At 60.2% G+C, this 21,843-nt stretch carries 21 protein-coding genes; 12 read left to right on the top strand and 9 right to left on the bottom strand.

Features of this window, described 5'->3' with window-relative positions; translation table 11 throughout:
* Positions 1-2 precede the first annotated feature (2 nt).
* Both IHQ43_RS16415 and IHQ43_RS16420 read right to left on the bottom strand, forming a co-directional pair.
* Positions 3-554: an RNA polymerase sigma factor gene (locus tag IHQ43_RS16415; RefSeq protein ID WP_011334580.1), complete on the bottom strand. Its 552-nt coding sequence runs from the start codon at positions 552-554 to the stop codon at positions 3-5.
* Positions 551-1,297 carry an STN domain-containing protein gene (locus tag IHQ43_RS16420; protein ID WP_425220281.1) on the bottom strand — a complete coding sequence of 249 codons (747 nt, stop codon included), beginning with the start codon at positions 1,295-1,297 and terminating at the stop codon, positions 551-553. Before IHQ43_RS16420 ends, IHQ43_RS16415 begins: the two co-directional genes overlap by 4 nt.
* 123 nt (positions 1,298-1,420) lie before the next feature.
* On the opposite strand from IHQ43_RS16420, the gene IHQ43_RS16425 reads away from it, so the two are divergent.
* Complete coding sequence (locus tag IHQ43_RS16425) at positions 1,421-1,735, top strand: hypothetical protein (RefSeq protein ID WP_192561314.1); 315 nt, start codon at positions 1,421-1,423, stop codon at positions 1,733-1,735.
* 272 nt (positions 1,736-2,007) lie between these two features.
* On the opposite strand, the gene IHQ43_RS16430 is transcribed toward IHQ43_RS16425, so the two are convergent.
* Positions 2,008-2,448: a carboxymuconolactone decarboxylase family protein gene (locus IHQ43_RS16430; protein ID WP_192561315.1), complete on the bottom strand. Its 441-nt coding sequence runs from the start codon at positions 2,446-2,448 to the stop codon at positions 2,008-2,010.
* Positions 2,449-2,760: 312 nt separating this feature from the next.
* Here IHQ43_RS16430 and pdxR point away from each other — a divergent pair, with 312 nt between their 5' ends.
* The 4 genes from pdxR to IHQ43_RS16450 all read left to right on the top strand — a co-directional run bounded on the left by pdxR (position 2,761) and on the right by IHQ43_RS16450 (position 6,212).
* A complete protein-coding gene (gene pdxR / locus IHQ43_RS16435; protein ID WP_192561316.1) occupies positions 2,761-4,197 on the top strand; it encodes a MocR-like pyridoxine biosynthesis transcription factor PdxR in 1,437 nt (478 codons plus the stop codon).
* A gap of 120 nt (positions 4,198-4,317) precedes the next feature.
* A complete protein-coding gene (locus IHQ43_RS16440; protein ID WP_007959339.1) occupies positions 4,318-4,611 on the top strand; it encodes a putative quinol monooxygenase in 294 nt (97 codons plus the stop codon).
* Positions 4,612-4,837: 226 nt separating this feature from the next.
* Positions 4,838-5,257, top strand: coding sequence for a cupin domain-containing protein (locus IHQ43_RS16445; protein WP_115078193.1), 420 nt, complete (start codon positions 4,838-4,840; stop codon positions 5,255-5,257).
* 241 nt (positions 5,258-5,498) lie between these two features.
* On the top strand, positions 5,499-6,212 hold the full coding sequence (locus IHQ43_RS16450; RefSeq protein ID WP_192561317.1) for an ATPase: 714 nt from the start codon (positions 5,499-5,501) through the stop codon (positions 6,210-6,212).
* A gap of 170 nt (positions 6,213-6,382) precedes the next feature.
* On the opposite strand, the gene IHQ43_RS16455 is transcribed toward IHQ43_RS16450, so the two are convergent.
* Positions 6,383-11,269 (bottom strand): NAD-glutamate dehydrogenase, encoded by a 4,887-nt coding sequence (locus IHQ43_RS16455; protein ID WP_192561318.1) that lies wholly within the window; start codon positions 11,267-11,269, stop codon positions 6,383-6,385.
* Positions 11,270-11,785: 516 nt separating this feature from the next.
* Between IHQ43_RS16455 and IHQ43_RS16460 the strand changes: the two genes are divergently transcribed.
* From IHQ43_RS16460 to IHQ43_RS16490, 7 genes are all read left to right on the top strand, one after another.
* Positions 11,786-12,139 carry a hypothetical protein gene (locus IHQ43_RS16460; RefSeq protein ID WP_192561319.1) on the top strand — a complete coding sequence of 118 codons (354 nt, stop codon included), beginning with the start codon at positions 11,786-11,788 and terminating at the stop codon, positions 12,137-12,139.
* 290 nt (positions 12,140-12,429) lie between these two features.
* On the top strand, positions 12,430-13,389 hold the full coding sequence (locus IHQ43_RS16465; protein ID WP_011334589.1) for an AAA family ATPase: 960 nt from the start codon (positions 12,430-12,432) through the stop codon (positions 13,387-13,389).
* A gap of 5 nt (positions 13,390-13,394) precedes the next feature.
* Positions 13,395-14,339, top strand: a complete 945-nt coding sequence (locus IHQ43_RS16470) for a DUF58 domain-containing protein (protein ID WP_007959332.1) — start codon at positions 13,395-13,397, stop codon at positions 14,337-14,339.
* A complete protein-coding gene (locus IHQ43_RS16475) occupies positions 14,336-14,833 on the top strand; it encodes a DUF4381 domain-containing protein (protein WP_192561320.1) in 498 nt (165 codons plus the stop codon). The genes IHQ43_RS16470 and IHQ43_RS16475 overlap by 4 nt, the downstream gene beginning before the upstream one ends.
* The gene (locus tag IHQ43_RS16480; protein WP_192561321.1) at positions 14,826-15,905 is read left to right on the top strand and encodes a vWA domain-containing protein; all 1,080 of its coding nucleotides are present in this window, start codon (positions 14,826-14,828) and stop codon (positions 15,903-15,905) included. Before IHQ43_RS16475 ends, IHQ43_RS16480 begins: the two co-directional genes overlap by 8 nt.
* Positions 15,902-17,635 carry a vWA domain-containing protein gene (locus IHQ43_RS16485; protein WP_192561322.1) on the top strand — a complete coding sequence of 578 codons (1,734 nt, stop codon included), beginning with the start codon at positions 15,902-15,904 and terminating at the stop codon, positions 17,633-17,635. Before IHQ43_RS16480 ends, IHQ43_RS16485 begins: the two co-directional genes overlap by 4 nt.
* Entirely contained in the window at positions 17,632-19,272 is a 1,641-nt protein-coding gene (locus IHQ43_RS16490) for a BatD family protein (RefSeq protein WP_192561323.1), read from the top strand. Before IHQ43_RS16485 ends, IHQ43_RS16490 begins: the two co-directional genes overlap by 4 nt.
* 24 nt (positions 19,273-19,296) lie before the next feature.
* Here the strand turns inward: IHQ43_RS16490 and cdiI are convergent, their stop codons facing one another.
* From cdiI to IHQ43_RS16515, 5 genes are all read right to left on the bottom strand, one after another.
* Positions 19,297-19,659: a ribonuclease toxin immunity protein CdiI gene (gene cdiI, locus IHQ43_RS16495; RefSeq protein WP_039766840.1), complete on the bottom strand. Its 363-nt coding sequence runs from the start codon at positions 19,657-19,659 to the stop codon at positions 19,297-19,299.
* A 388-nt stretch (positions 19,660-20,047) separates the two neighbouring features.
* Entirely contained in the window at positions 20,048-20,245 is a 198-nt protein-coding gene (locus IHQ43_RS16500) for a hypothetical protein (RefSeq protein ID WP_192561324.1), read from the bottom strand.
* A gap of 519 nt (positions 20,246-20,764) precedes the next feature.
* Complete coding sequence (locus IHQ43_RS16505; RefSeq protein ID WP_192561325.1) at positions 20,765-20,950, bottom strand: hypothetical protein; 186 nt, start codon at positions 20,948-20,950, stop codon at positions 20,765-20,767.
* Entirely contained in the window at positions 20,947-21,330 is a 384-nt protein-coding gene (locus IHQ43_RS16510; protein ID WP_192561326.1) for a contact-dependent growth inhibition system immunity protein, read from the bottom strand. Before IHQ43_RS16510 ends, IHQ43_RS16505 begins: the two co-directional genes overlap by 4 nt.
* Entirely contained in the window at positions 21,327-21,824 is a 498-nt protein-coding gene (locus IHQ43_RS16515) for a hypothetical protein (RefSeq protein WP_192561327.1), read from the bottom strand. Before IHQ43_RS16515 ends, IHQ43_RS16510 begins: the two co-directional genes overlap by 4 nt.
* Positions 21,825-21,843 lie beyond the last annotated feature (19 nt).

Consider the following 21,843-nt stretch of genomic DNA (forward strand, 5'->3'; position numbering starts at 1 on the left):
CTTCATTCACTAGACGGTTTTCCGGCCCCGCGACCGAACCGCTGAAACACTTTTCTTTCCAGTTTGGCCGCGCAGTGTCCGAGGGCAGCCTTGATTTCCTTCTCGACCATGCGCGTGGAGATGCCGAAACGCTGGGAGATTTCCAGGTGCGGCGCTTCTTCCAGGCGTGCGGCGATGAAGATCCGGCGCCGCCGCGCGGGCAGCTCGTAGAGGGCGCTAAGCAGGGACTGGATTTCCTTCTGGCCGCCGACCACGCGCATCGGGTCCAGCGCTTCGTCGCTGACTTGCAGCAGTTCTTCGACTTCGCTGCCGGTGAGCAGCCGCGCGTCGGCCTGGCGGCGGTCGGCGGCGATGTTCAGGGCCATGCGATAGAGGTAGGCGTTGGGCCGCAAAAGGTTTGGCGGCGCTTCCATGCGGTCGACCCGCAGGTAGGTTTCGTGCAGCACGTCGTTGGCCAGGTCCTCCGAGCCGAGACGGCGTCGCAGGCGCACCCGAAAGTCCTCGTAGGACGTCAGGAACAGCTGGACCATCGAACTTTGTCCGGCGTCTTTCATCCCCCGGAAACTCCTTCCCATTGTGTGCATTCCATGCGCTTTCCTGACGATTCGGGTAACAACAGCAACGTGACTGGCTGGCGCAATGCGCCGGGTGTCGGCCGGTCGATTTTGAGCGTGTGAAAACTTTCTACCAGCGCTGCATCGCGCCGAACATCGCCGGTGGTGGTGACCAACCGGTTGTGCTGCACCACGCCGTCGCGGCCGATCCACAGCTGCAACACCGCGCGAAAACTGCCGGGCCGGGTCAGCGGCGAGCGGCACAGGTTGCGTTCAATCGCGGCCTGCACCGCCGTGGCGTAACTGCGGTTGACGGCTGCGCTAGCGGGGGTCGGTTTCTCCGCCGGCATCGGCACTTCCTCGACTTGCGCAACCTGCAAGGTGAACGCGTCGTCGCGGCTGTACTTGGCCATCAACCCGCTGCCGCCGAGCATCCGGCGCAACGCTTCAGCGGCGGTGAATTCGCCATCCACCGCCAGGGAACGCCGACCGCGACTCAACTGGCTGTCGACCAGCACCGCCATGCCGGTGGCGCGGCTGAACTGATCGAGGGCGCGGGCCAGTTCCTGGGCCGGAATGTGCAGCGTCATGCGCATGGTCGCTGGCATCGGGTCGGCGCCGGCGCGGCTCAGAAACAAGCCAAGCAGCAGCCCCAGACAGAGCTGGCGCACGAGCGCTGAGCGCACAACATCCTCCCTGGCACGGCCTCGCTGCACGGCTGATGTATCCCTGAAAACCGTCATCCTGAGGGCTGTTTATGAATCTGGTGTGACGGCCACTGCAAAAAAACCATCACGGGATCGGCGCCGCCGTTGCACTAGACTCTTGAGCTAGAGCGGCCCCTTCGGGCCGGCCAGGAGGCAGGCATGAAATCAGTCTGGAAAGTCGCCCTCGGTGGGTTACTGCTGACGGTGTTTAGCGGTGCACATGCGGAGGAGCCGCTGGGCTGTGTCGAGGTAACGGTGGGCGGCTACAAGGCGCCGAATTACGATTGCCTGAGCCAGCAGATGGGCAACAACCCCGACGGCGCGGCGGCTGCGCAGAAGAATCAGGAAGCGATGAATGTGCCGATCAACAAGCGGCCGCCGAATCAGGTGGGGTTGGCGACGCCGGCGGCCACCAGTACGCGGATGGGCAATACGTTTGGCACGTCGGTGAAGCCGCAGCGCCCACCGAACTAGCTTTTACTGGATCGTTCCCACGCTCCCGCGTGGGAATGCAGCCCGTGACGCTCCGCGTCACTGGACGCGGAGCGTCCCTAGAGGCATTCCCACGCGGAGCATGGGAACGATCAAAACCACAGCCACCGAACCAGCTTTTACTGGATCGTTCCCACGCTCCCGCGTGGGAATGCAGCCCGTGACGCTCCGCGTCACTGGACGCGGAGCGTCCTTAGAGGCATTCCCACGCGGAGCGTGGGAACGATCACCGTGTGGGGGGAGATCGCTCGTGATCAGTCGCTGGGGATCTGGCGGAAGCTCACCGCCAGGCGATTCCAGCTGTTGATGGTACTGACGGCCATGGTCAGGTCCACCATTTCGCCTTCGTTGAACTGTTCCCGGGCTTGTTGGTAGACGTCGTCCGGTACATGACTTTCCGCCAGTAGCGTGACGGCCTCGGTCCACGCCAGCGCCGCACGCTCGCGCAGGTTGAAGAAGCCGCTGTCGCGCCAGACCGCGATAGCGTACAGCCGCCGATCTGTCTCCCCTGCCCGCCGCGCTTCCACCGAATGCATGTCGGTGCAGAACGCGCAGCCGTTGAGTTGCGAGGCGCGGATCTTGATCAGGTGCAACAGCGGCGGCTCGATGCTCAGGCTGCTGGTCAGCGCTTCCAGGGCAATCATCGCTTTCATGGCTTTGGGTGAAGCGCTGTAGTAATCCAGACGCGGGGACATGGGCGGGCCTCGGGCAGCAGAAGAGTGATTTCACGGTAAGCGCTGGTTCGCCAGGGTTACAGCCCCAATTGCACGGAAAACAGGCAGACCACTGAACCCCGAGCCAAACACGATACCTGTGGGAGCTGGCTTGCCAGCGATGGGGGAATTACATCCAACATAGATTTCAGCAGATATACCGCTATCGCTGGCAAGCCAGCTCCCACAGGGTACGTGACCAATTTGAGGGATTTGCACTACGCAACTTCTGCCGATACCGCATTCGGGAGTAATCTGGCCGGCACACTCAATCGCCCGGAGAGCCTCCTCGGTATGGAACTTCATGTCGTGATCAACGGCCGCAAGGATCTGGCCGGTCAGTTGTACCAGCAACTGCGCGGCGCCATTGAATCCGGGCGTCTGGCTGCCGGCACGCAGTTGCCGCCCAGCCGTTTGCTCGCCGAGCAATTGGGGATCTCGCGCAAGACCATTTCCGACACTTACGCGCAGCTCACCTACGAGAATTTCCTCACCGGCGTGATCGGCAAAGGCACTTACGTCAACGCCCGCTCGACGCCGGTGCAGCGCAAGCAAAGCCATTCCGAGCTGGCCAGTTCCGAGGTGATCGAGAGCTGGCGCAATCTGCCGGTGTTTCTGCGTCATCCAACGCTCGAGGGTTCGCTGCGCTACGACTTCATCGGCGGCGCCACCAGCAAGGGCCAGTTTCCCCAGGATGACTGGCGCCGCTGCGTCTCTCACGCGCTGCGGCAGATGGCCAATTCCAAAGGTTTCTACAGCGTGCCGGAAGGCCTGCCGGCGCTGCGCAATGCGATTGCCCGGCACATCGCGTTTTCCCGTGGCGTGAACTGTCAGGACGAGGACATCGTGGTCTGTAACGGCGCGCAACAGGCGCTGGATCTGATCACCCGGGTGTTGATCCGCCCCGGCAGTCTGGTGGCGATGGAAGATCCGGGTTACCCGCCGGCGCGGTTGCTGTTCGGCACTCACGGGGCAACGGTGGTCGGCGTGCCGGTGGATGCCGAGGGCATTCAGGTCGAGCGGATTCCCGAGGGCACGCGGCTGATCTACGTGACGCCGTCGCACCAGTTTCCGCTGGGCATGCCGATGAGTCAGGCGCGGCGCGAGGCCCTGCTGGCACGGGCCCATGAACTCGGTGCGATCATCATCGAGGACGACTATGACAGTGAATTCCGCTACGAGGGCCGGCCGACCGATTCGCTGCACAACCTCGATCAGCGCGGCATCGTTGCCTACGTCGGCACCTTCTCGAAAACCCTGCTGCCGGAGCTGCGGCTCGGCTATGCGATCCTGCCGCCGGCGATCCTCGAAGCGGTGATCCGCGCCAAGCAGCTCACCGATCTGCACGCCTCCACCCTGCCCCAATGGGCGCTGGCCAAGTTCATCGCCGAGGGTTGCCTGCTCAAGCACATCCGCCGCTGCCACACCATTTATGCCCAGCGCCGCGAACGGATCCTGGCGCGCATGGCCACCGACCTGTCGCCGTGGCTGGAGGCCGTGCCGCCCAGCGCGGGTTTTCACATGGCGGTGTTCTGCAAGGTGCCCATCGACTTGCCGCTGGTGATCGAACTGGCAAAAAAAGTCGAAGTCGGGCTCTACGCCATCGACGGCTTCTATTACCAGCAGCCGGCAAGAAGCGGGATGTACTTCGGTTTCGGCGCCATCGAGACGCTGGACATCGATATCGCCCTCGACCGCCTGCGCGACATTCTGCAACAGGTCGTTGGTTAGATTGGCCTAAACGATTAACCGCCGATTGGTTATTGGTGATCCGTGGGTGCAGGCCTATCCTGCACAAGCGTTATCCCTCAATGAGCAGGATTCGTCCGGCCTGATTCAGGAGTGTGAGCAATGTCCAACGAAGTGATCAACACCGTACAGGTGCAGGCTGCAGCCGGCCGATCGGAGGAGCTGGGCAAGCAGTTGCAGAAGATCGTCGAAACCCTGCGTGAAACGCCGGGCTGCGATTCCTACATGGTCGACCGCTGCCCCGAGGACAGCCACCGCTGGACGGTCAGCGCCCGCTGGCAGTCGGAAGCGGCAATGCAGGCGCATTTCAATCGCCCGGAAGCCCAGGGCTTCATCGACCTGATCGACAGTCGTCTGGCCAATAGCGTGGATTTCAACTCTTTTCCAATCGTTTGACTTACTGACGCCATCGCTGGCAAGCCAGCTCCCACAGGTTTCGTGTAGTTCGCATGATTAATGAACTGCACGAAATCTTGTGGGAGCTGGCTTGCCAGCGATGGCGTATTCGAAAGCGCAGAATCCCCCAGATTGGTCACCCAAACTTCCCGAACATTGGCCGTTTGAATACCCAGGCCCGCGGACTACTGTGATTACCGACTCCCCCACTTATCAGGTGATCACCATGAAAGTCCTGCACTTGCTTGCCGCCCCGCTCGCCGCTCTGGCCCTCACCATCAGCGCTTCGGCACTGGCCCACGGCACAGATTCCCCGTCCGAGAAAATCTCGGTGCTGCAGGATCAGATGCTGAAAAACGTCCCCGGCAAAAAAGCCATGATGATCGAAGTCGATTACAAACCCGGCCAGTCCTCCATTGCCCACAAACACGACGGCACCGCCATGGCCTACGTGCTCGAAGGCGAGATCGTTTCCCAGGTCAAAGGTGAACAACCGATCACCTACAAGAAAGGTCAGTACTGGTACGAGCCGGCCGGTTCCGAGCATTTGATCTCGAAAAACGCCAGCAAGAGCAAGCCGGCCAAGTTGCTGGTGTTCATGGTGCTGTCGCCGGACGAACAAGTGCTGATCCCATTGAAAAACTGATGGTTGTTTAACCAGCCATAAATAAAAGGCGCAAATTTTTGATTTACGCCTTTTTTATTTCTCGCGGCAATTAATCAAGAACGCTTACAGCCAATAAAACTATTGCATGACAGTCATTCAGCAAATTGTCAGGTTGTTTTGAGTTTGGCGGGAGTAGTCTGAGGCAACTGTCGCCGGTTCCATTTAATCAACCCCGACACCTCTGACTTTCCGACTGAAGTTGCTTCACGGGAGACTCACCATGAAACTTGCCTTTGCCAGTACCTTGGCGATATCGGTTTTAGCGTTGTCCGCCTGTTCTGTTCCTACCGCCCCAAAAGCGGTTTCCTCCCTCGACACGCTGTTCACGCAACCGGTGGGTCGCAGCAGCGCCACCCAGGTCAAAAGCGGTCCCGGTGTCTCGCTGGGCGTGATTTACAGCCCAAGCACCCAGACCAACCGTGACTACCTGCGCAACTACCAGGCCAACGCCGGCACCGGTTTTGGCCAGAGCCTGCTGGTGCAGCCGATCCACGACGCCTACGTCGCCACCTCGAAACCGGACATGGCGGTAGATTGGGTCAAAGCCTCGCTGCAACGCCAGTTCGGTTCGGTCACGGTGTACCCGGACATGCAGAGCCTGCGCGCGGCCAACCCGGATGTGGTAGCGATCGTCGACACTCACAGCCAGTTGATTACTTCGCGCAGTTCGGACGTCAAGGCGGATGTGAGTGCTGATTTTTATGACGGGAAGTTCAACTATATCGGCACCGCCAAAGGGACGGATGCCAGAGCCTTGAGTCCGTTATGGGCGGATTACAAACGCTCGGAAGAGATCGTGGCGGATATTAATGAACAGCAGAATGTGCAAGTTCGGGCGTTGCAGAAGTTTGACCAGTCGCTCAGTAATTTGTTGACCAGGCCGGCAGATAAGGTGTCGATGCTTGATAACAAACAAACACACAACTTGCAGTGACAAATAGGGCCTCATCGCTGGCAAGCCAGCTCCCACAGGTATCGGGAACACTGAAATATTTGTGGGAGCTGGCTTGCCAGCGATAGGGCCAGATCAAACAACACAAATCCATCAGGCAAAAAAAAGCCCCCGCATCTCACAATGCAGGGGCTTTTTCATTCAGCAGCTACTCAAGCAAGCTCAAGCTCCGCCGTCGCCGCAGCAGGCACAACCGCCTGACCGCTCAGCGCGACGTCGTTCAGCTCACGGTTGGCCACCGCGTACATGGCGTAGTCGGTGCCGCTGGCGGCACGGATTTCCACCAGCATGGCGCGCCAGCGCTGGATCATCGCGTCGTGTTGCGCCATCCACAGCCCCAGACGCTCTTCCACGTCCAGGTTGCCACCGCCCGCTTGCAGAACAGCGATGGTGATCGCGCGTTGCTGCCAGTCGACGTCGTCGCGGAACGCTTCACGGGCCAGGGCCTGCCAGTTGTTTTCAACCGGCAAGGCGCTGATCTGCGAGATGTACCAGGTGATGTCCAGCGCGCTGCCCACGGCGAAGTACGCCTTGGCCACTTCGGCTGGATCCTGACCGGTGACGTCGGCCGCTTCGATGATCGGCAGCAGCGTGTAGAGGTGGGTAGTCCCCGCCACCATACGCGCCAGCAGTTCCGGTACACCGGCTTCGACGTAAGCCTGATAACGCGCCTGCCAGTTTTCGCGGATTTCGCCGCTCAGCAGCTCGTCCAGCTTCAGGCCCAGCTCTTTCAGGTGCGGACCGAAATGCGCGACGTCACGGGCAGCGTTCTGCTCGTTGCGACGGGCACGCAGGAACCAGCGCGTAGCGCGACGGCCCAGACGCATCAGCTCGTCCATCAGTTCCAGCTGCACGTCAGCGGAAACCTGATAGTCCAGGGCTTCAATCTGACGGAACCAGTGCGGGAGGTGGAAGATGTCACGCACGATCACGTAAGCGCCGGCCACGTTCGCCGGGGTCATGCCGGTGGACTCTTTGAGTCGCTGAACGAAGGTGATGCCCATGTGGTTGACCAGATCGTTGGCAATCTGGGTGCTGACGATCTCGCGCTTCAGACGGTGACGGCGCATGGCATCGGCGAACTTGCTGACCAGGCTCGGCGGGAACGCCGTTTCCATGTCGCGGGTCAGGTAGTCATCGTCCGGCACCAGCGAGTCCAGCAGCTGCTGCTTGAGGTCGATCTTGCTGTACGAGATCAGCACCGACAGTTCCGGACGCGTCAGGCCCTTGCCCGTCGCGGCGCGCTCGGTGAGCTGCTCCTCGGTCGGCAGGTACTCGATGGCGCGGTCCAGCTTGCCACGGCCTTCCAGGTCGCTCATCAGGCGTTTGTACTCGGCGGCACGCTCGTAGGCACGGCGGGCAGCCAGGGACAGGGCCTGGGTCTGCTTGTAGTTGTTGCCCAGCACCAGACCACCGACTTCGTCGGTCATGCTCGCCAGCAACTGATCGCGTTGCTTGCCGGTCATGTCGCCAGCCTGAACCACTTCGTTCAGCAGGATCTTGATGTTCACTTCGTGGTCGGAGCAGTCCACGCCACCGGCGTTGTCGATGAAGTCGGTGTTGGAACCGCCGCCATTGAGACCGAATTCCACGCGACCCAGTTGGGTCATGCCGAGGTTACCGCCCTCGCCCACGACTTTGCAGCGCAGTTCGTTGCCGTTCACGCGCAGTGCATCGTTGGCCTTGTCGCCGACATCCGCGTGGCTTTCGGTGCTGGCTTTGACGTAAGTACCGATACCGCCGTTCCACAGCAGATCCACCGGCGCCTTGAGCAAGGCGTTCAGCAGTTCGGTCGGGGTCAGCTTGTCGGCCTGGATGTCGAAGCGCTCTTTCATCTGTGGCGAGATGGCGATGCTCTTCGCGCTGCGCGAGAAGATGCCGCCGCCTTCGGACATGATGCTGGTGTCGTAGTCGGACCAGGCCGAACGCGGCAGGTCGAACATGCGCTGACGCTCGACGAAGCTGGTGGCCGGGTTCGGGTTCGGGTCGATGAAGATGTGCATGTGGTTGAACGCGGCAACCAGTTGCAACTTGTCGGACATCAACAGGCCGTTGCCGAATACGTCACCGGCCATGTCACCCACGCCGACCACCGTGATGCTGTCTTCCTGGACATTGATGCCGCGCTCGCGGAAGTGGCGCTGTACGCCAACCCACGCGCCCTTGGCGGTGATGCCCATTTTCTTGTGGTCGTAACCGGCCGAACCACCGGACGCGAACGCGTCACCCAGCCAGAAGCCGTAGTCGATGGCGATGCCGTTGGCGATGTCGGAGAAGGTTGCAGTGCCCTTGTCCGCCGCGACCACCAGGTACGGGTCATCGTCGTCATGACGCACGACGTTGGCCGGCGGTACCAGTTTGCCGTCCTTCAGGTTGTCGGTGATGTCCAGCAGACCCGAGATGAAGATGCGGTAGCAGGCGATGCCCTCGGCCGCGATCTCGTCACGGCTGCCGCCCAGTGGCAGGCGACGCGGCAGGAAGCCGCCCTTCGCACCCACCGGCACGATGACCGAGTTTTTCACTTGCTGGGCTTTTACCAGACCGAGGACTTCAGTACGGAAGTCTTCTTCACGGTCGGACCAGCGCAGGCCGCCGCGAGCAACGTTGCCGAAGCGCAGGTGCACGCCTTCGACGCGTGGCGAATAAACGAAGATTTCGAACTTCGGCACCGGTTTCGGCAGCTCAGGAATCAAGTGCGGGTTGAACTTGAAGCTGAAGTACGACTTGTTCTGGCCGTTGGCGTCGGTCTGGTAGAAGTTGGTGCGCAGGGTCGCTTTGATCAGGTCCAGGTAACGACGCAGGATGCGGTCTTCGTTGAGGACTTGAACGTCGTCCAGCGCGGTCAGGATCGCCTGTTCCAGACGCTGTTGCTTGTCGTCCAGATCATCGCTGCCGAGCTTGCGGGCCAGGTAGAAGCGGGTCTTGAACAACCGGGTCAGTTCGCGAGCGATGTCGGTGTGGTTGTTCAGGGTGCTGGCGATGTAGCCGAGGTCGAAGCCCAGGCGGATCTGCTTCAGGTAGCGGGCGTAGGCACGCAGCAGCGCAACGTCGCGCCATGGCAGGCCGGCGGTCAGCACCAGACGGTTGAACGCATCGTTCTCGGCATCGCCACGGACGATATGGACGAACGCGTCCTGCAGGGTGTCGTTGAGTTGCTGGATGTCCAGGTCCAGGCCTTCGGCGGCGGTGAACGCGAAGTCGTGGATCCAGAACTCGCGGCCATTGGTGTGACGCAGACGGTACGGGAATTCACCCAGTACGCGCAGACCGAGGTTTTCCAGGATCGGCAAGACGTCGGACAGTGCCAGCGGGGTATCGGCGTGATACAGCTTGCAGTGCAGCTCGCGTGGGCCGGAGGCCAGCGGCTGGTAGAAGCTCATGGCCAGCGGCTTCTTCTCGCTCAGGTTCAGCAGGTGCTGCATGTCGACCACGGCCGAATGCGCTGCGAAACGCTCGCGGTAGCCAGCGGGGAAGCCTTTCGGGAAGTCGGCCAGCACGTTGGTGCCGTTGGCTTCGCCGAAGGTTTCGACGGTCAGGGCGGCGTAGTCGTCCTGCCAGCTGCGGCAAGCCTGGATCACTTCGTTTTCCAGTTGCAGCGGGTCGATGTCGATGCGGTTTTTCGGGTCGACGCGCAGGATCAGTTGCACGCGGGCCAGCACGGACTCGGAGAAGAACGTCCAGAACTCGCAGTCGGAGGCTTTCAGGCGCTCCATAAGCACTTGCTGGATCTTCTGGCGAACCTCGGTGGAGTAGATGTCGCGCGGCACGTAGGCCAGGCAGTAGCAGAAACGACCGTACGGGTCTTTGCGCAGGAACACGCGGATCTTGTTGCGTTCCTGGATCTGCACGATCGACATCACGGTGCTGAACAGTTCGTCGACCGGAGTCTGGAACAGGTCGTCACGCGGCAGCACTTCCAGCACCTGGGCCAGTTCCTTGCCAAGGTGAGCCTTGGCCTGGAAGCCGGAGCGACGCTCGATTTCCTCGACCTTGCGGCGGATGAACGGGATGACACGCACGCTTTCGCCATACACCGACGAGGTGTACAGGCCCATGAAGCGGTGTTCCTTGATCACTTTGCCGTCGGCGTCGAGTTCGCGGATCGACACGTAGTCCGGGTAGGCCGGACGGTGTACGCGGCTCGGGTGTGCAGCCTTGGCGAACGACAGCAGCGTCGGTTCGCGCAGGTAGTTCACGGCGTAGTCTTCGATGTGACGGTCTTCGTTGGTCAGACCGGTGCGCAGCATCTTGGTCAGGCCGAGGAACGAATTCTGGTCGTATTCGATGTGGCCGCCATCGGCCTGATCGACCACGGTGAACTCTTCGTAGCCGAGGAAGGTGAAGTGGTTGCCCACCAGCCATTCCAGGAAGCTCTTGATTTCGGTCTTCTCGTCGGCATCGACAGCGAATGCACTGTTATCGAGCTTGGTGAGGATTTCCTGCACCTTGGCCTTCATCGGCTCGAAATCGGCGACCGCGACGCGGACTTCACCCAGGACCTGTTCCAGTTCCTTGCTCAGCACATTCAGCTCGGCCGCGTTGGCGCAGCGGTCGATTTCCAGGTACATCAGCGACTCGTGCAGTACGCCTTCGCCGGTCGAACCTTTTGGCAGGATTTCCAGCAACTCGCCCTTGCTGCCACGACGCACGCTCAGCACGGTGGTCTGCAGGGTGTGGATGCTGTAGCCGCGACGGTTCAGCTCGGTACGCACCGAGTCCACCAGGAACGGCAAGTCGTGGTGCAGCACTTCGACCGCAGTGTGGGTCGACTGCCAGCCGTGGCGTTCGTAATCGGGGTTGTAGACGCGCACTTGCGGTTGCGCGTGATCGAAGCGCTCAAGCAGGCGCCACGCAGAAAGAGTACAGCCAGCGAGGTCGGAGAGGCGACGTTGGGTCAGCTCGTCCAGGGAAATGATGCCGAAGAATTGTTCAGCGAACAGCGCCACTTGTGGCAGTGCCTGTTCACTGATGTGCTGCGCCAGTGCCGCTTGCAGTTGGTGCTGGAAGTCGGCTTTGCTGGCTGCGGTGAAGAACGCCATCTGTGGTACTCCGCTTGGGCTTGTTATTGATGGAAAGCGTCGCGTACAAAACCCCTTTCGGGGCGTTCCGTCGCCCTGTTCCTGATTCTCGGGCAGAGGAAACAGGGTGACAGGTGGGTGAAGCTGGACGAGACACTCAGGTCACATTCACCTTCCATGAATGGGCATCTGCAAAAACGACTGCCCGGCGCCGCTCGCGGGGCCATGGCAATGCCTTTACGGGTGCTCATCCGTTGCGCAGCTTAATGGGTGCGACAATGTGTCTGCTTGCGGTGCTGCGACATATTCGGTCATTGGCACGTAAACCAAGGCAAGCGCATCGGTAAACACTAGCATTCATGGGGCAGAACGCCGGTCTGAATCCCCGTTTTTACGGTACAGGCGTGCCAGGAATGACCATTGATCTGCGTCGCGTTCACGACACATCCTCTGACACTCTCACATGCAGAAATTCCCGAGGGCTGGCAGAATCGCGCCCAATTGCGACCAACAAGCCCGCCGAGGCAGGAATTCCCCATGCAAATGACCACCGCCCTTTTGATCGTCAACCCGTGCGACGACGAAGAAGACAACATGGCCATGCTCTGCTGCCACAGCGACAAGGGCGACATGTTTCTGATGAGCCGCTACCCGGACGAGGACGAGCTGGAGATCACGCTGGATGGCGAGCCGTCCACCCTCGATGGTGTGAAAGTCACTCTGACCAAGACCCTGCTGAAGATCGAAATCGCTGCAGCCGATGCCGATGCGTTGAATGGGGATGATGTGCTGGAAATCACCTTCAACCCGGACATGGTGGATCTGGCTGAGGTCGAGGAAACCCTGAAGAACATTCTTGATGGTACTGGCACTTACATCAGCCAGTTTTGAGGGTGTCTGCACTGGCCTCATCGCTGGCAAGCCAGCTCCCACAGGTATCGGCGTTGTGAATGCGATTTGTACAATACACCGACCCTTGTGGGAGCTGGCTTGCCAGCGATAGGGCCAGAACTGACCCCCAACCTTTCCCTGTCTACAAAAATCCAACAATTGCCCCGGTCATTTCCCGCACTTTGCGCAAAATGCCGTTAGTCGCCACCCCCCGCGATGGATTAAAGTAACGCCCCCAGCCCCGGCGTTATCCGAACGCCTGTGGCCACCCTTTCCAGGAACAGTCATCGATGGAACATCGTGAAGCGCTGCTGGCGCTGCGAACCTTTCTTTCAACGCAGATTCTCGGCCAGGAAAAACTCATCGAGCGCTTGCTCATCGCCCTGCTCGCCGACGGCCACATGCTGGTCGAGGGCGCTCCGGGTCTGGCCAAGACCAAAGCGATCAAAGAACTCGCCGAGGGCATCGAAGCCCAGTTCCATCGCATTCAGTTCACCCCGGACCTGCTGCCGGCGGACATAACCGGCACCGAGATCTATCGCCCGGAAACCGGCAGCTTCGTGTTCCAGCAAGGCCCGATCTTCCACAACCTGGTGCTGGCGGACGAAATCAACCGTGCCCCGGCCAAGGTCCAGTCGGCACTGCTAGAAGCCATGGCCGAACGTCAGGTCAGTGTCGGGCGCAGCACTTACGAGCTGTCGCCACTGTTTCTGGTGATGGCCACGCAGAACCCGATCGAGCAGGAAGGCACTTATCCGCTGCCCGAAGCCCAGCTCGACCGGTTCCTGATGCACGTAAAAATGGGCTTTCCTGACGCCGCCGTCGAACGCCGGATCCTGCAACAGGCTCGTGGCGAAGCCCTGAATGGCGAAACCAAGCCCGAACGCCGGGTCAGCCAGCAGGCGATCTTCGCCGCGCGCAAGGAAATCCTCGGCCTGTACATGGCGGACGCCGTGGAGGAATACCTGGTACAACTGGTCATGGCCACGCGAAACCCGGCCAAGTTCGACCCGGAAATGGCCGAATGGATTGCCTACGGCGCCAGCCCGCGTGGCTCCATCGCCCTGGACCGCTGCGCCCGTGCCCACGCCTGGCTGGCCGGTCGCGACTTCGTCAGCCCGGAAGACATCCAGGCCGTGCTGTTCGACGTGTTGCGTCACCGCATCATTCTGTCGTTTGAAGCCGAAGCCGCTGGCATCGACCAGGATCGGGTGGTGCAACGGATTCTCGACGTCGTAGCCGTCGCTTGACCCCCATGAACGCCTCCCTGCCGTCCGAACCCGGTATCCGCATCTCCCTCGCCGAACTGATCGAGATGCGCCACCGCGTGCGCGAAGTGCAACTGTTTTCCACGCCGAGCCAGCGCAGCCCGCTGATCGGCCTGCATCACTCGAAATTCCGTGGCCGTGGCGTCGACTTCGATCAGGTGCGGGTCTACCAGGCCGGCGACGACGTGCGCACCATCGACTGGCGCGTCACCGCGCGGACGCAGGAACCGCACACCAAGCTATTCCATGAAGAACGCGAACGGCCGATTTTCATCATGGTCGAGCAGAGCACACGACTGTTCTTTGGCTCCGGGCTGATGTTCAAGTCAGTGCTGGCCGCACAGGCCGCAGCGCTGATCGGCTGGGCCGCGCTTGGCCACAACGACCGGGTGGGCGGGCTGGTGTTCGGCGACAACGAGCACTACGAAATCAAGCCGCGCCGCAGCAAGCAGAGCCTGCTGCAATTGCTCAACCGCTTGGTGAAGGTCAATCAGTCGCTGCACAGCGAGCGAGAACCGGATCGCGATGCATTCGGCGTGGCCCTGCGCCGGGCCCGTGAAGTGCTGCGACCAGGCAGTCTGGTGATCGTGATCTGCGACGAGCGCGCACTGTCCGACAGCGCCGAGCAGCAATTGAGCCTGTTGTCGCGCCATTGCGATCTGTTGATGCTGCCGCTGTCCGATCCGCTGGACCACGCCCTGCCCGCCGCCGGACTGCTGAGATTTGCCGAACGCGGCGCGCAGCTGGAACTCGACACCCTCAATTTCGACCTGCGCCAGACCTACCGCGCCCAGGCCGAAGCACGCATCGCCCGCTGGGAATTGCTCGCGCAGAAGCTGCGGGTGCTGTTGATGCCGTTGAGCACCCAAAGCGAAATGGTCGAGCAGATGCGCGAGTTCCTTAACCCGCAACGTCCGGGGAAAGGTCGATGAACGGCCTCGAACAACTGCAACCGCTGATCTCCCCGCCACCGATTGCCTTCTGGCCGCCGGCACCGGGCTGGTGGCTGCTGCTTTTGCTGTTGCCGATAATCGGCTTCGCGGTCTGGCGGCTGCGGCGTTTCATTCCGATCAAGAAAAAACCGATCGTGCGCGCCGAACTGCCACTCGACCCGGTACGCATTGCTGCACTCGCCGAACTGGCGCAGATGCCCAAACCCTACGACGGCGCACCGGCCGGGGCTTGGCTGCAACAGCTCAACGGTCTGCTCAAGCGCTTGTGCCGCAACCACTATCCCTACAGCCAGAGCCACACCCTCAACGGCCGTAAATGGCTGGCGTTTCTCGACAACCGTTGCCCCGCCGCTGGCCTGACCCGCTGGATGGTGCTCGTCGAAGGCGCCTACAAACCCGAGTGCAAACTCGACGACAAAGCCATCGCCGGCCTGACCCAGGCAGTCGACACCTGGATCCGCAAACATGTTTGAGTTCGCCTGGCCGTGGATCTTTGTGCTGTTGCCGCTGCCGTGGCTGATGCGCCTCGTGCTGCCGGTGGCCGACAGCGGCGAGCCAGCGCTGAAAGTGAGTTTCCTGGGTGACCTGGAAGGCCTCGCCCGCCGTCGCGCCCGCGCCAACCTGCCGGCCTGGCGCCAGCAGGCACCGTTTCTGTTGTTGTGGCTGATGCTACTGACCGCCGCCGCCCGCCCGCAATGGCTCGGCGAACCACTGCCGATTGCCGCCAGCGGTCGTGATCTGCTGGTGGCGGTGGATGTGTCCGGCTCGATGGATTTCCCGGACATGCAATGGAACGATGAAGACGTCAGTCGCCTGTCGCTGGTCCAGCATTTGCTCGGTGATTTTCTCGAAAGCCGCGATGGCGACCGGGTCGGCCTGATCCTGTTTGGCAGCCAGGCCTACCTGCAAGCGCCACTGACATTTGACCGGCGCACGGTTCGGGTCTGGCTCGATGAGGCGCGGATCGGTATCGCCGGCAAGAACACCGCGATTGGCGACGCCATCGGTCTGGCCCTCAAGCGCCTGCGCATGCGTCCGGCCCAGAGTCGGGTGCTGATTCTGGTCACCGACGGCGCGAACAATGGCGGCGAAATCGACCCGCTGACCGCCGCAAGACTGGCCGCCAATGAAGGTGTGAAAATCTACCCGATCGGCATCGGCGCCGATCCCGAAGAAAGCGGCGCCACGGCGTTGCTCGGCGGCAACCCGACTCTCGATCTCGACGAGCCGGCACTCAAGGCCATCGCCGAGGTCACCGGCGGGCGTTACTTCCGCGCCCGCGACGGCCAGCAACTGCAAGCGATCAAGGACACTCTCGACCAGCTCGAGCCGGTGACCCAGCAACCGACCCAGGCCCGTCCGGCACAGGCGTTGTATCAGTGGCCGCTGGCCTTCGCCCTGCTGCTGAGCATGTTGCTGGTGGCCCGTGTGCTGTGGCCGGACAACCCGCTGCAACGGCTGTTCACCAAGGAGCTGTATCTGCAAAGCCCCCTGCCTGACTGGCGCGAGCGCCTCAAGCGCCTGCGTTTGCGGAGGCGTCGATGATCGACTTCTGGCCGCACTGGTTCCGCCCCTGGTGGCTGTTGCTGCTGCCGTTGCTCGGCTGGCTGATCTGGCAGCTCTGGCACCGGCAGAAACGTGCCGGGCGCTGGCAGATGATTCTGCCGCCGGCCTTCCACACCACGTTGCTCAGTGGTGGCAGCGGTCGTGACAGCAAATTGCCGTGGGTCGCCCTGAGCGTGGCATGGCTGCTGACGATCCTGGCGTTGCTCGGGCCGAGCTGGGAACGGGTCGAACAGACCAGCCAGAAACCTGCCGATCCGTTGGTGGTGATCCTGGAGCTGACCCCGGAAATGCTCGCCACCGATTCTCCGCCAACGCGACTGGAACAGGCCCGGCGCAAGCTGTTCGACCTGTTGCAGGTGCGCAGCGATGCCCAGACCGCCATCGTCGTTTACGCCGGCAGCGCCCATACGCTGGTGCCGCTGTCGGATGATCTGGCGACCAGTCGCAATCTGCTCGATGCGCTCAAGCCTTCGCTGATGCCGGAAAGCGGCCACCGCGCCGACCTGGCGGTGAGCAAGGCGCTGGCGCTGCTCAAACAGGGTGCATTGGGTCAGGGGCGGATTCTGCTGATTGGTTCTTCGCTGTCGGAAGAGGAACGCCAGGGCATTCGTCATGCGCTGAGCGGCCAATCGGCACAACTGTTGATGCTCGGCATCGGCACCGCCGAGGGCGCGCCGATTGCTCAGGAGGACGGCAGTTTCCTCAAGGATGCCCAGGGCGCGATCCGGGTGCCGCAACTCGACAGCCCTGGCCTCGGCGCATTCCTCAACGCGGTCGGCGGCGAGTACCGCAGCGCACGGCTCGATGAATCCGATCTGGGCGAGCTAGGCCTGCTCGATGGCCCACGCAGCCTGCGCAGCGATGGCCAGACCGTTCGCCTCGACACCTGGGCCGACCAGGGTTACTGGCTGCTGTTGCCGCTGTTGTTGCTCGCCGCCTGCGCCGGGCGTCGTGGCTGGCTGTTCTGCCTGCCGTTGCTGCTGGCATTGCCGCAACCGAGCTATGCCTTCGACTTCGAAGACCTGTGGCTGCGCCCCGATCAACAAGGTTTGCACCTGCTCAAGCAGAAGCGCCCCGCCGAAGCGGCGAAGCATTTTGAAGACCCGCAATGGCAAGGGGTGGCGTTGTACGAAGCCGGCGACTACAGTGGCGCCGCTCAGCGTTTCGCCGAAGGCAATGACGCCCACGCCCACTACAATCGTGGCAACGCCCTGGCCAGAAGCGGTGAGCTGGAAGCGGCGCTGGACGCCTACGAACAGGCTCTGGAACGCCAGCCGGATCTGCGCCCGGCGCTGACCAACAAGGCGCTGGTCGAAAACCTGCTCAAACAGAAAAACGCACCGCCGCCGGCCGAACCGCAAGACAAACCGGCGCAGCAGAACATACCGGGCGATGAACCACCGCCACCGACTGCTCCGCCGCCGGCGGTCAAAAGCGAAACCCACAGCGAGCCGCAGACCGGCGAGTCCGCCAGCGAGCCGCCGACCACCCCGCCGCTGCCGGGGGCGAACGAGCTGCCGGACAGCGAACCGGGCGAGGAACAGAACACTCCGCCGCTGCTGCGCCCCAATGAGGAAAACCTCGAAGGCGAGCAACAGCAGGCACTGGAGCAATGGCTGGGCAAGATCCCGGACGATCCGGGCGAACTGCTGCGCCGCAAATTCTGGTACGAACAGCAACAACATCAGGATCAGGAAAACATTCGATGACCCGTTTCACCGCTCTCTTGCTGCCCCTGCTGATCTGCACGGCCACCGCCCAGGCGGCCGAGCTGACGGCCAGTGTGGATCGCAGTCGCCTGAACTCCGGCGAGACGGTCGAACTCACCCTCGAATCCAACGATGTCACGCAGTTCGGCAAACCGGACCTGAGCCCGCTGGAGCCGCTGTTCGAAGTTCGCGGCACCCGTCAGGTCAACCAGTTGAACACACTCAACGGTGACAATCGCGCCACCACGCGCTGGATCATCACGTTGCTGCCCAAGCAGAACGGCAGCGTTGAAATCCCGCCGCTGAAACTGGGTGAAATCGAGAGCCAGCCGATCACCGTGCAGGTGATCGAGAGCGACACCCGCGCAGAAAACAGCGCCCGCGAACCGGTGTTCATCGAAGCCAGCCTCGACCAGACCAGCGTTTACGTGCAGGCCCAGGCGATCCTGACCCTGCGCATCTACCATTCGGTGTCGCTGTACGACGACAGCAGCCTGACGCCGTTGCAGATCGCCGACGCGCGCATCGAACAATTGGGCGACATGCGCACCTACGAGAAAGACATCAACGGTGTGCGCCATGGCGTGATCGAGATGCGCTATGCGATCTATCCGCAGCACAGCGGTTTGCTGAGCATCGCCCCGCAGACCTTCAGCGCCACGCTGGTCGATACACAAGCCTCGCAGGACTCGACGGCGCAGGGGCCGAAGCCGGGCAAACTGATGCACATCAGCTCCGCCGCGACTTCGCTGACAGTCAAACCCAAACCGATGACCTACCCCAGCGATGCGCCGTGGCTGCCGGCCCGCAATCTGAGCCTGAGCGAAAGCTGGAACCCGGAGCCGGAACACACTCAGGTCGGCGATTCCCTGACCCGCAGCCTGACCCTCAAGGTCGAAGGCCTGGCCAGCTCGCAGCTGCCGGCCCTGCCCGCCACTGAAGCCAACGGCCTGCGCCGCTACCCGGATCAACCGGTGCTGAACAATCAGAGCAGCGACCGAGGGCTGATCGGCAGCCGTGAAGAGCGTGAAGCACTGGTGCCGAGTCGCAGCGGCTCGATTGAATTGCCAACAGTTGATGTGGTCTGGTGGAACACCTTCGAAGATCACCTGGAACACACCAGCCTGCCGGCGCGCACCCTGCAAGTGGCGAACAACCCGAGCCTGCAGGTCGACACCCCGGCGGGCAACGCGCAACCGCTCAGTGCCGCCGACAGCGAAGCCTTGTGGTGGTGGAAACTCAGCACGTTCATTCTGGCTTGCACCACCCTGCTCGGCTTCGGCCTCTGGTGGCGTGCCCGTTGGCAACCGGCGATCCTGCGCGCCGCGCAAACCGGCCCGAGCCCCCGCACCCTGCTCGACGACATCAAACGCGCCAGCCAGGCCAACGACCCCCACGCCACCCGCCAGGCCCTCGACGCCTGGGCCCGTCAGCAGCCGGAAACCCTGGCGGATATGGCGGCGCGTTTTGTGCCGCTGTCGGATGCGCTCGACGGGCTGAACGGCGCGCTGTACAGCGAGACCGGGCAGCATTGGCAGGGTGAGGATCTGTGGCGGGCGATCCGGACGATTCCGACGGCGGAGCGGGTGCAGGATCCGGTCGGGGACAGCGGGTTGCCGCCGCTTTATCCGAAGTAGGAACGTCCCCTTTTTTTCTTAAATTCAAAAAGAGATAACCCGTAAGAGTTCTTCTATTTTCGCCTTATCTTCAGGATGACGCTGAAGGTACTTCTCACAAGCTAGCCGAAGATACTCAGTACAAACCGATTCGCTGACGACGATGGTGTCCTCATCACTCGGGGGATAGCCATAGGAAAATTCCACCCCTTCGAAGTGCTCTTCGTCGAACGGGCTGCTTTCATCAGGAAAGTTACAGTATGCCCCATCCACACTGAACCCCCATCTTTTCACAACATAGCCAACCGCCTCGATAAAACGGCCGTCATTATACATCCTGTCAAAATACCCTTTAACAATCCAATTAGGGTCTGACTGGCTATATGGCTGACCGAACAACTCTCTCATATGCACCTCACATTTTTAATTCGGGTGGACATTACTCCCTTTTTAGTCCTTTTTTCTCTGCCTTTACTACTCCGGCAACTATATTTTCTCCGAAATAGTTTCCAACTCATCCCACAGATGGGACAGGCCAATACTGCTCATATAAGTCATGTAATCCACAAATCCGGGGAACTTTACTTCGTCGATCGAGAACCACGTCGCTTCGCACTCAGGGCAAATAAAAATAATCGACCTAGTCGCTTTTATCATCGCCTTGATAACGTCGTCCTGCTGACATCTTGGGCAAATCACATACACCTCCCCCATGAAACTCAGTAAAAAAAGTAACAAAAAAAGTAAAAAAAGGGGACAGATTTATTTAATAAAAAAGCCCCCTTCCCTTTCACTTTCATGTCTTGTCGTAAACATAGTCGTCAGGTATTTCTTGCCACTCGGCTTCTCTGACCAGTGCATCGAAATCATCAAATATTCCTCTAAAAAAATTTGACAGATCCAAAAACCCCGTACGCGCCCTTCCCGCCGCCACACACAACTCAACGTCATCTTTACTTTTCAATGCTTGCGCGACTCTCGAAACATCGGACACAGCGTTACCCATCAACTACGACAGTTCGTCATTCCAATTCAGCCTATAGTCGGCCGCCCAACTGTCAGCATCGAAAGTGCCCCACTTTTCGGTAATCAAGTCAATCAACGTCTTTCGGAACGCTTCTCCATCCTTCATCGCAACCCCCTGCGGTCATCAATCGATTTTTTTCGCTTTTCGGGCCTGATCAACGCGTTTCCACTTTTATCTGGCTCATTGTCTGTTAGCACCTACTTCATAAACTCGCCAGGAACCGCCCTTCCCGTTTCGATATCAATCTCATACATACCACCATCCCATCTATAACCTTTAAGTACCCCCTCATTGAAGATGATATTTGTGAAGGGACCTGCATGGGCGTCAAAGTCAAAAAAAAAAGCCAAACCCTACGACCGACTTCACCCATTAAATAGATATTTCTCGCACACTCAACTACACCGAAAAGTGCTTCCTGCCCGAGTCGATCAATCAGCACAACACTCAAGGATTCTGCGACCTTAATTACTTTTGAAGTCTTCATCAGGCGCAATAAAGCTCTACATACACAGCCTCAACGATGGCGTCATCTTCTTCGAAGTCAGGCACGTAAAATTTCAAACCCATATCAACAACATCAAAGCCCGAGTTGTTTGACCGGTCTCGCGTCATACCAGCGCGAATCAATCCCAGATCACCGCGACCCAACAAGCAAAAAATCATAGTCATCTCAAGCAACCTGTCAGGGCTGAAGCAGCCTTTAACAGCTCGGCGTCAGCACTCAAGCGATTCACTTCGGCCACAGCAACAACAGCCTTGCGGGATGCCTCGACATTCTCGTGCCAATACACAGTTCTCAAACCCGCCAGCGCAACCAGCAATTCCCCGTCATATCTATCGCCTTCCAGAACGTCTTTGGTCAGTAAAGCAATGCCGATGGGCAACAACTCCCGCACATGCAAATCCTGCCTCAATGCACGACAGACATCTCCCACACTCAAGCAATCCAAGGGCGTATCGCGCACGGACAAATACCATTCATCCAACGACGAGAGCTTTCCCGGGGTCCCGTAAACATCCGGTCCTTGCTCCAGGTCCCGAAACCTCATGCCTCGGCTCCCGGACTCAACGATCCAACCTGGTAGAAAGTAATATCCGGGCCATAGTTCTGCTCCGAGTTCGTCACCTCTACACAAAACACCTTCTCTGGAAATTTTTCTTTCAGCACCATGCGCCACGCAAAACCGATCACATTGCACAATTGAAGAAACACGTCATCCGAAACACCAGCAGCAACCTGGCCAAAAACGTCATAGATCCTCACAACATTCAATAACTTTTCAGTCTTTGAAATATCACCAGAGGCAAGGCCAGAACACCTATCAAGCACTTCAGTCGAGAAATTCCGCGCTAAAAATACGCCACCCTCTTTCACCACAAAATCCGGGAAGAGCATTTTTGAAAACAACAGAATATGTTCGGGCTGGCATTGATCGAAGATGTACGAATAAACGTCCAGACCTTCCTGACTCGACCACTGTTTTTTCCAGGAACAATACGCTGGATTGTCAGTAACGGAAGGTATCGAGTTAACCCGTTTCATTGCGCTTGCTCCAGACTTT

The organism is Pseudomonas gozinkensis (assembly GCF_014863585.1).
In the GTDB taxonomy this organism is placed as follows: domain Bacteria; phylum Pseudomonadota; class Gammaproteobacteria; order Pseudomonadales; family Pseudomonadaceae; genus Aquipseudomonas; species Aquipseudomonas gozinkensis.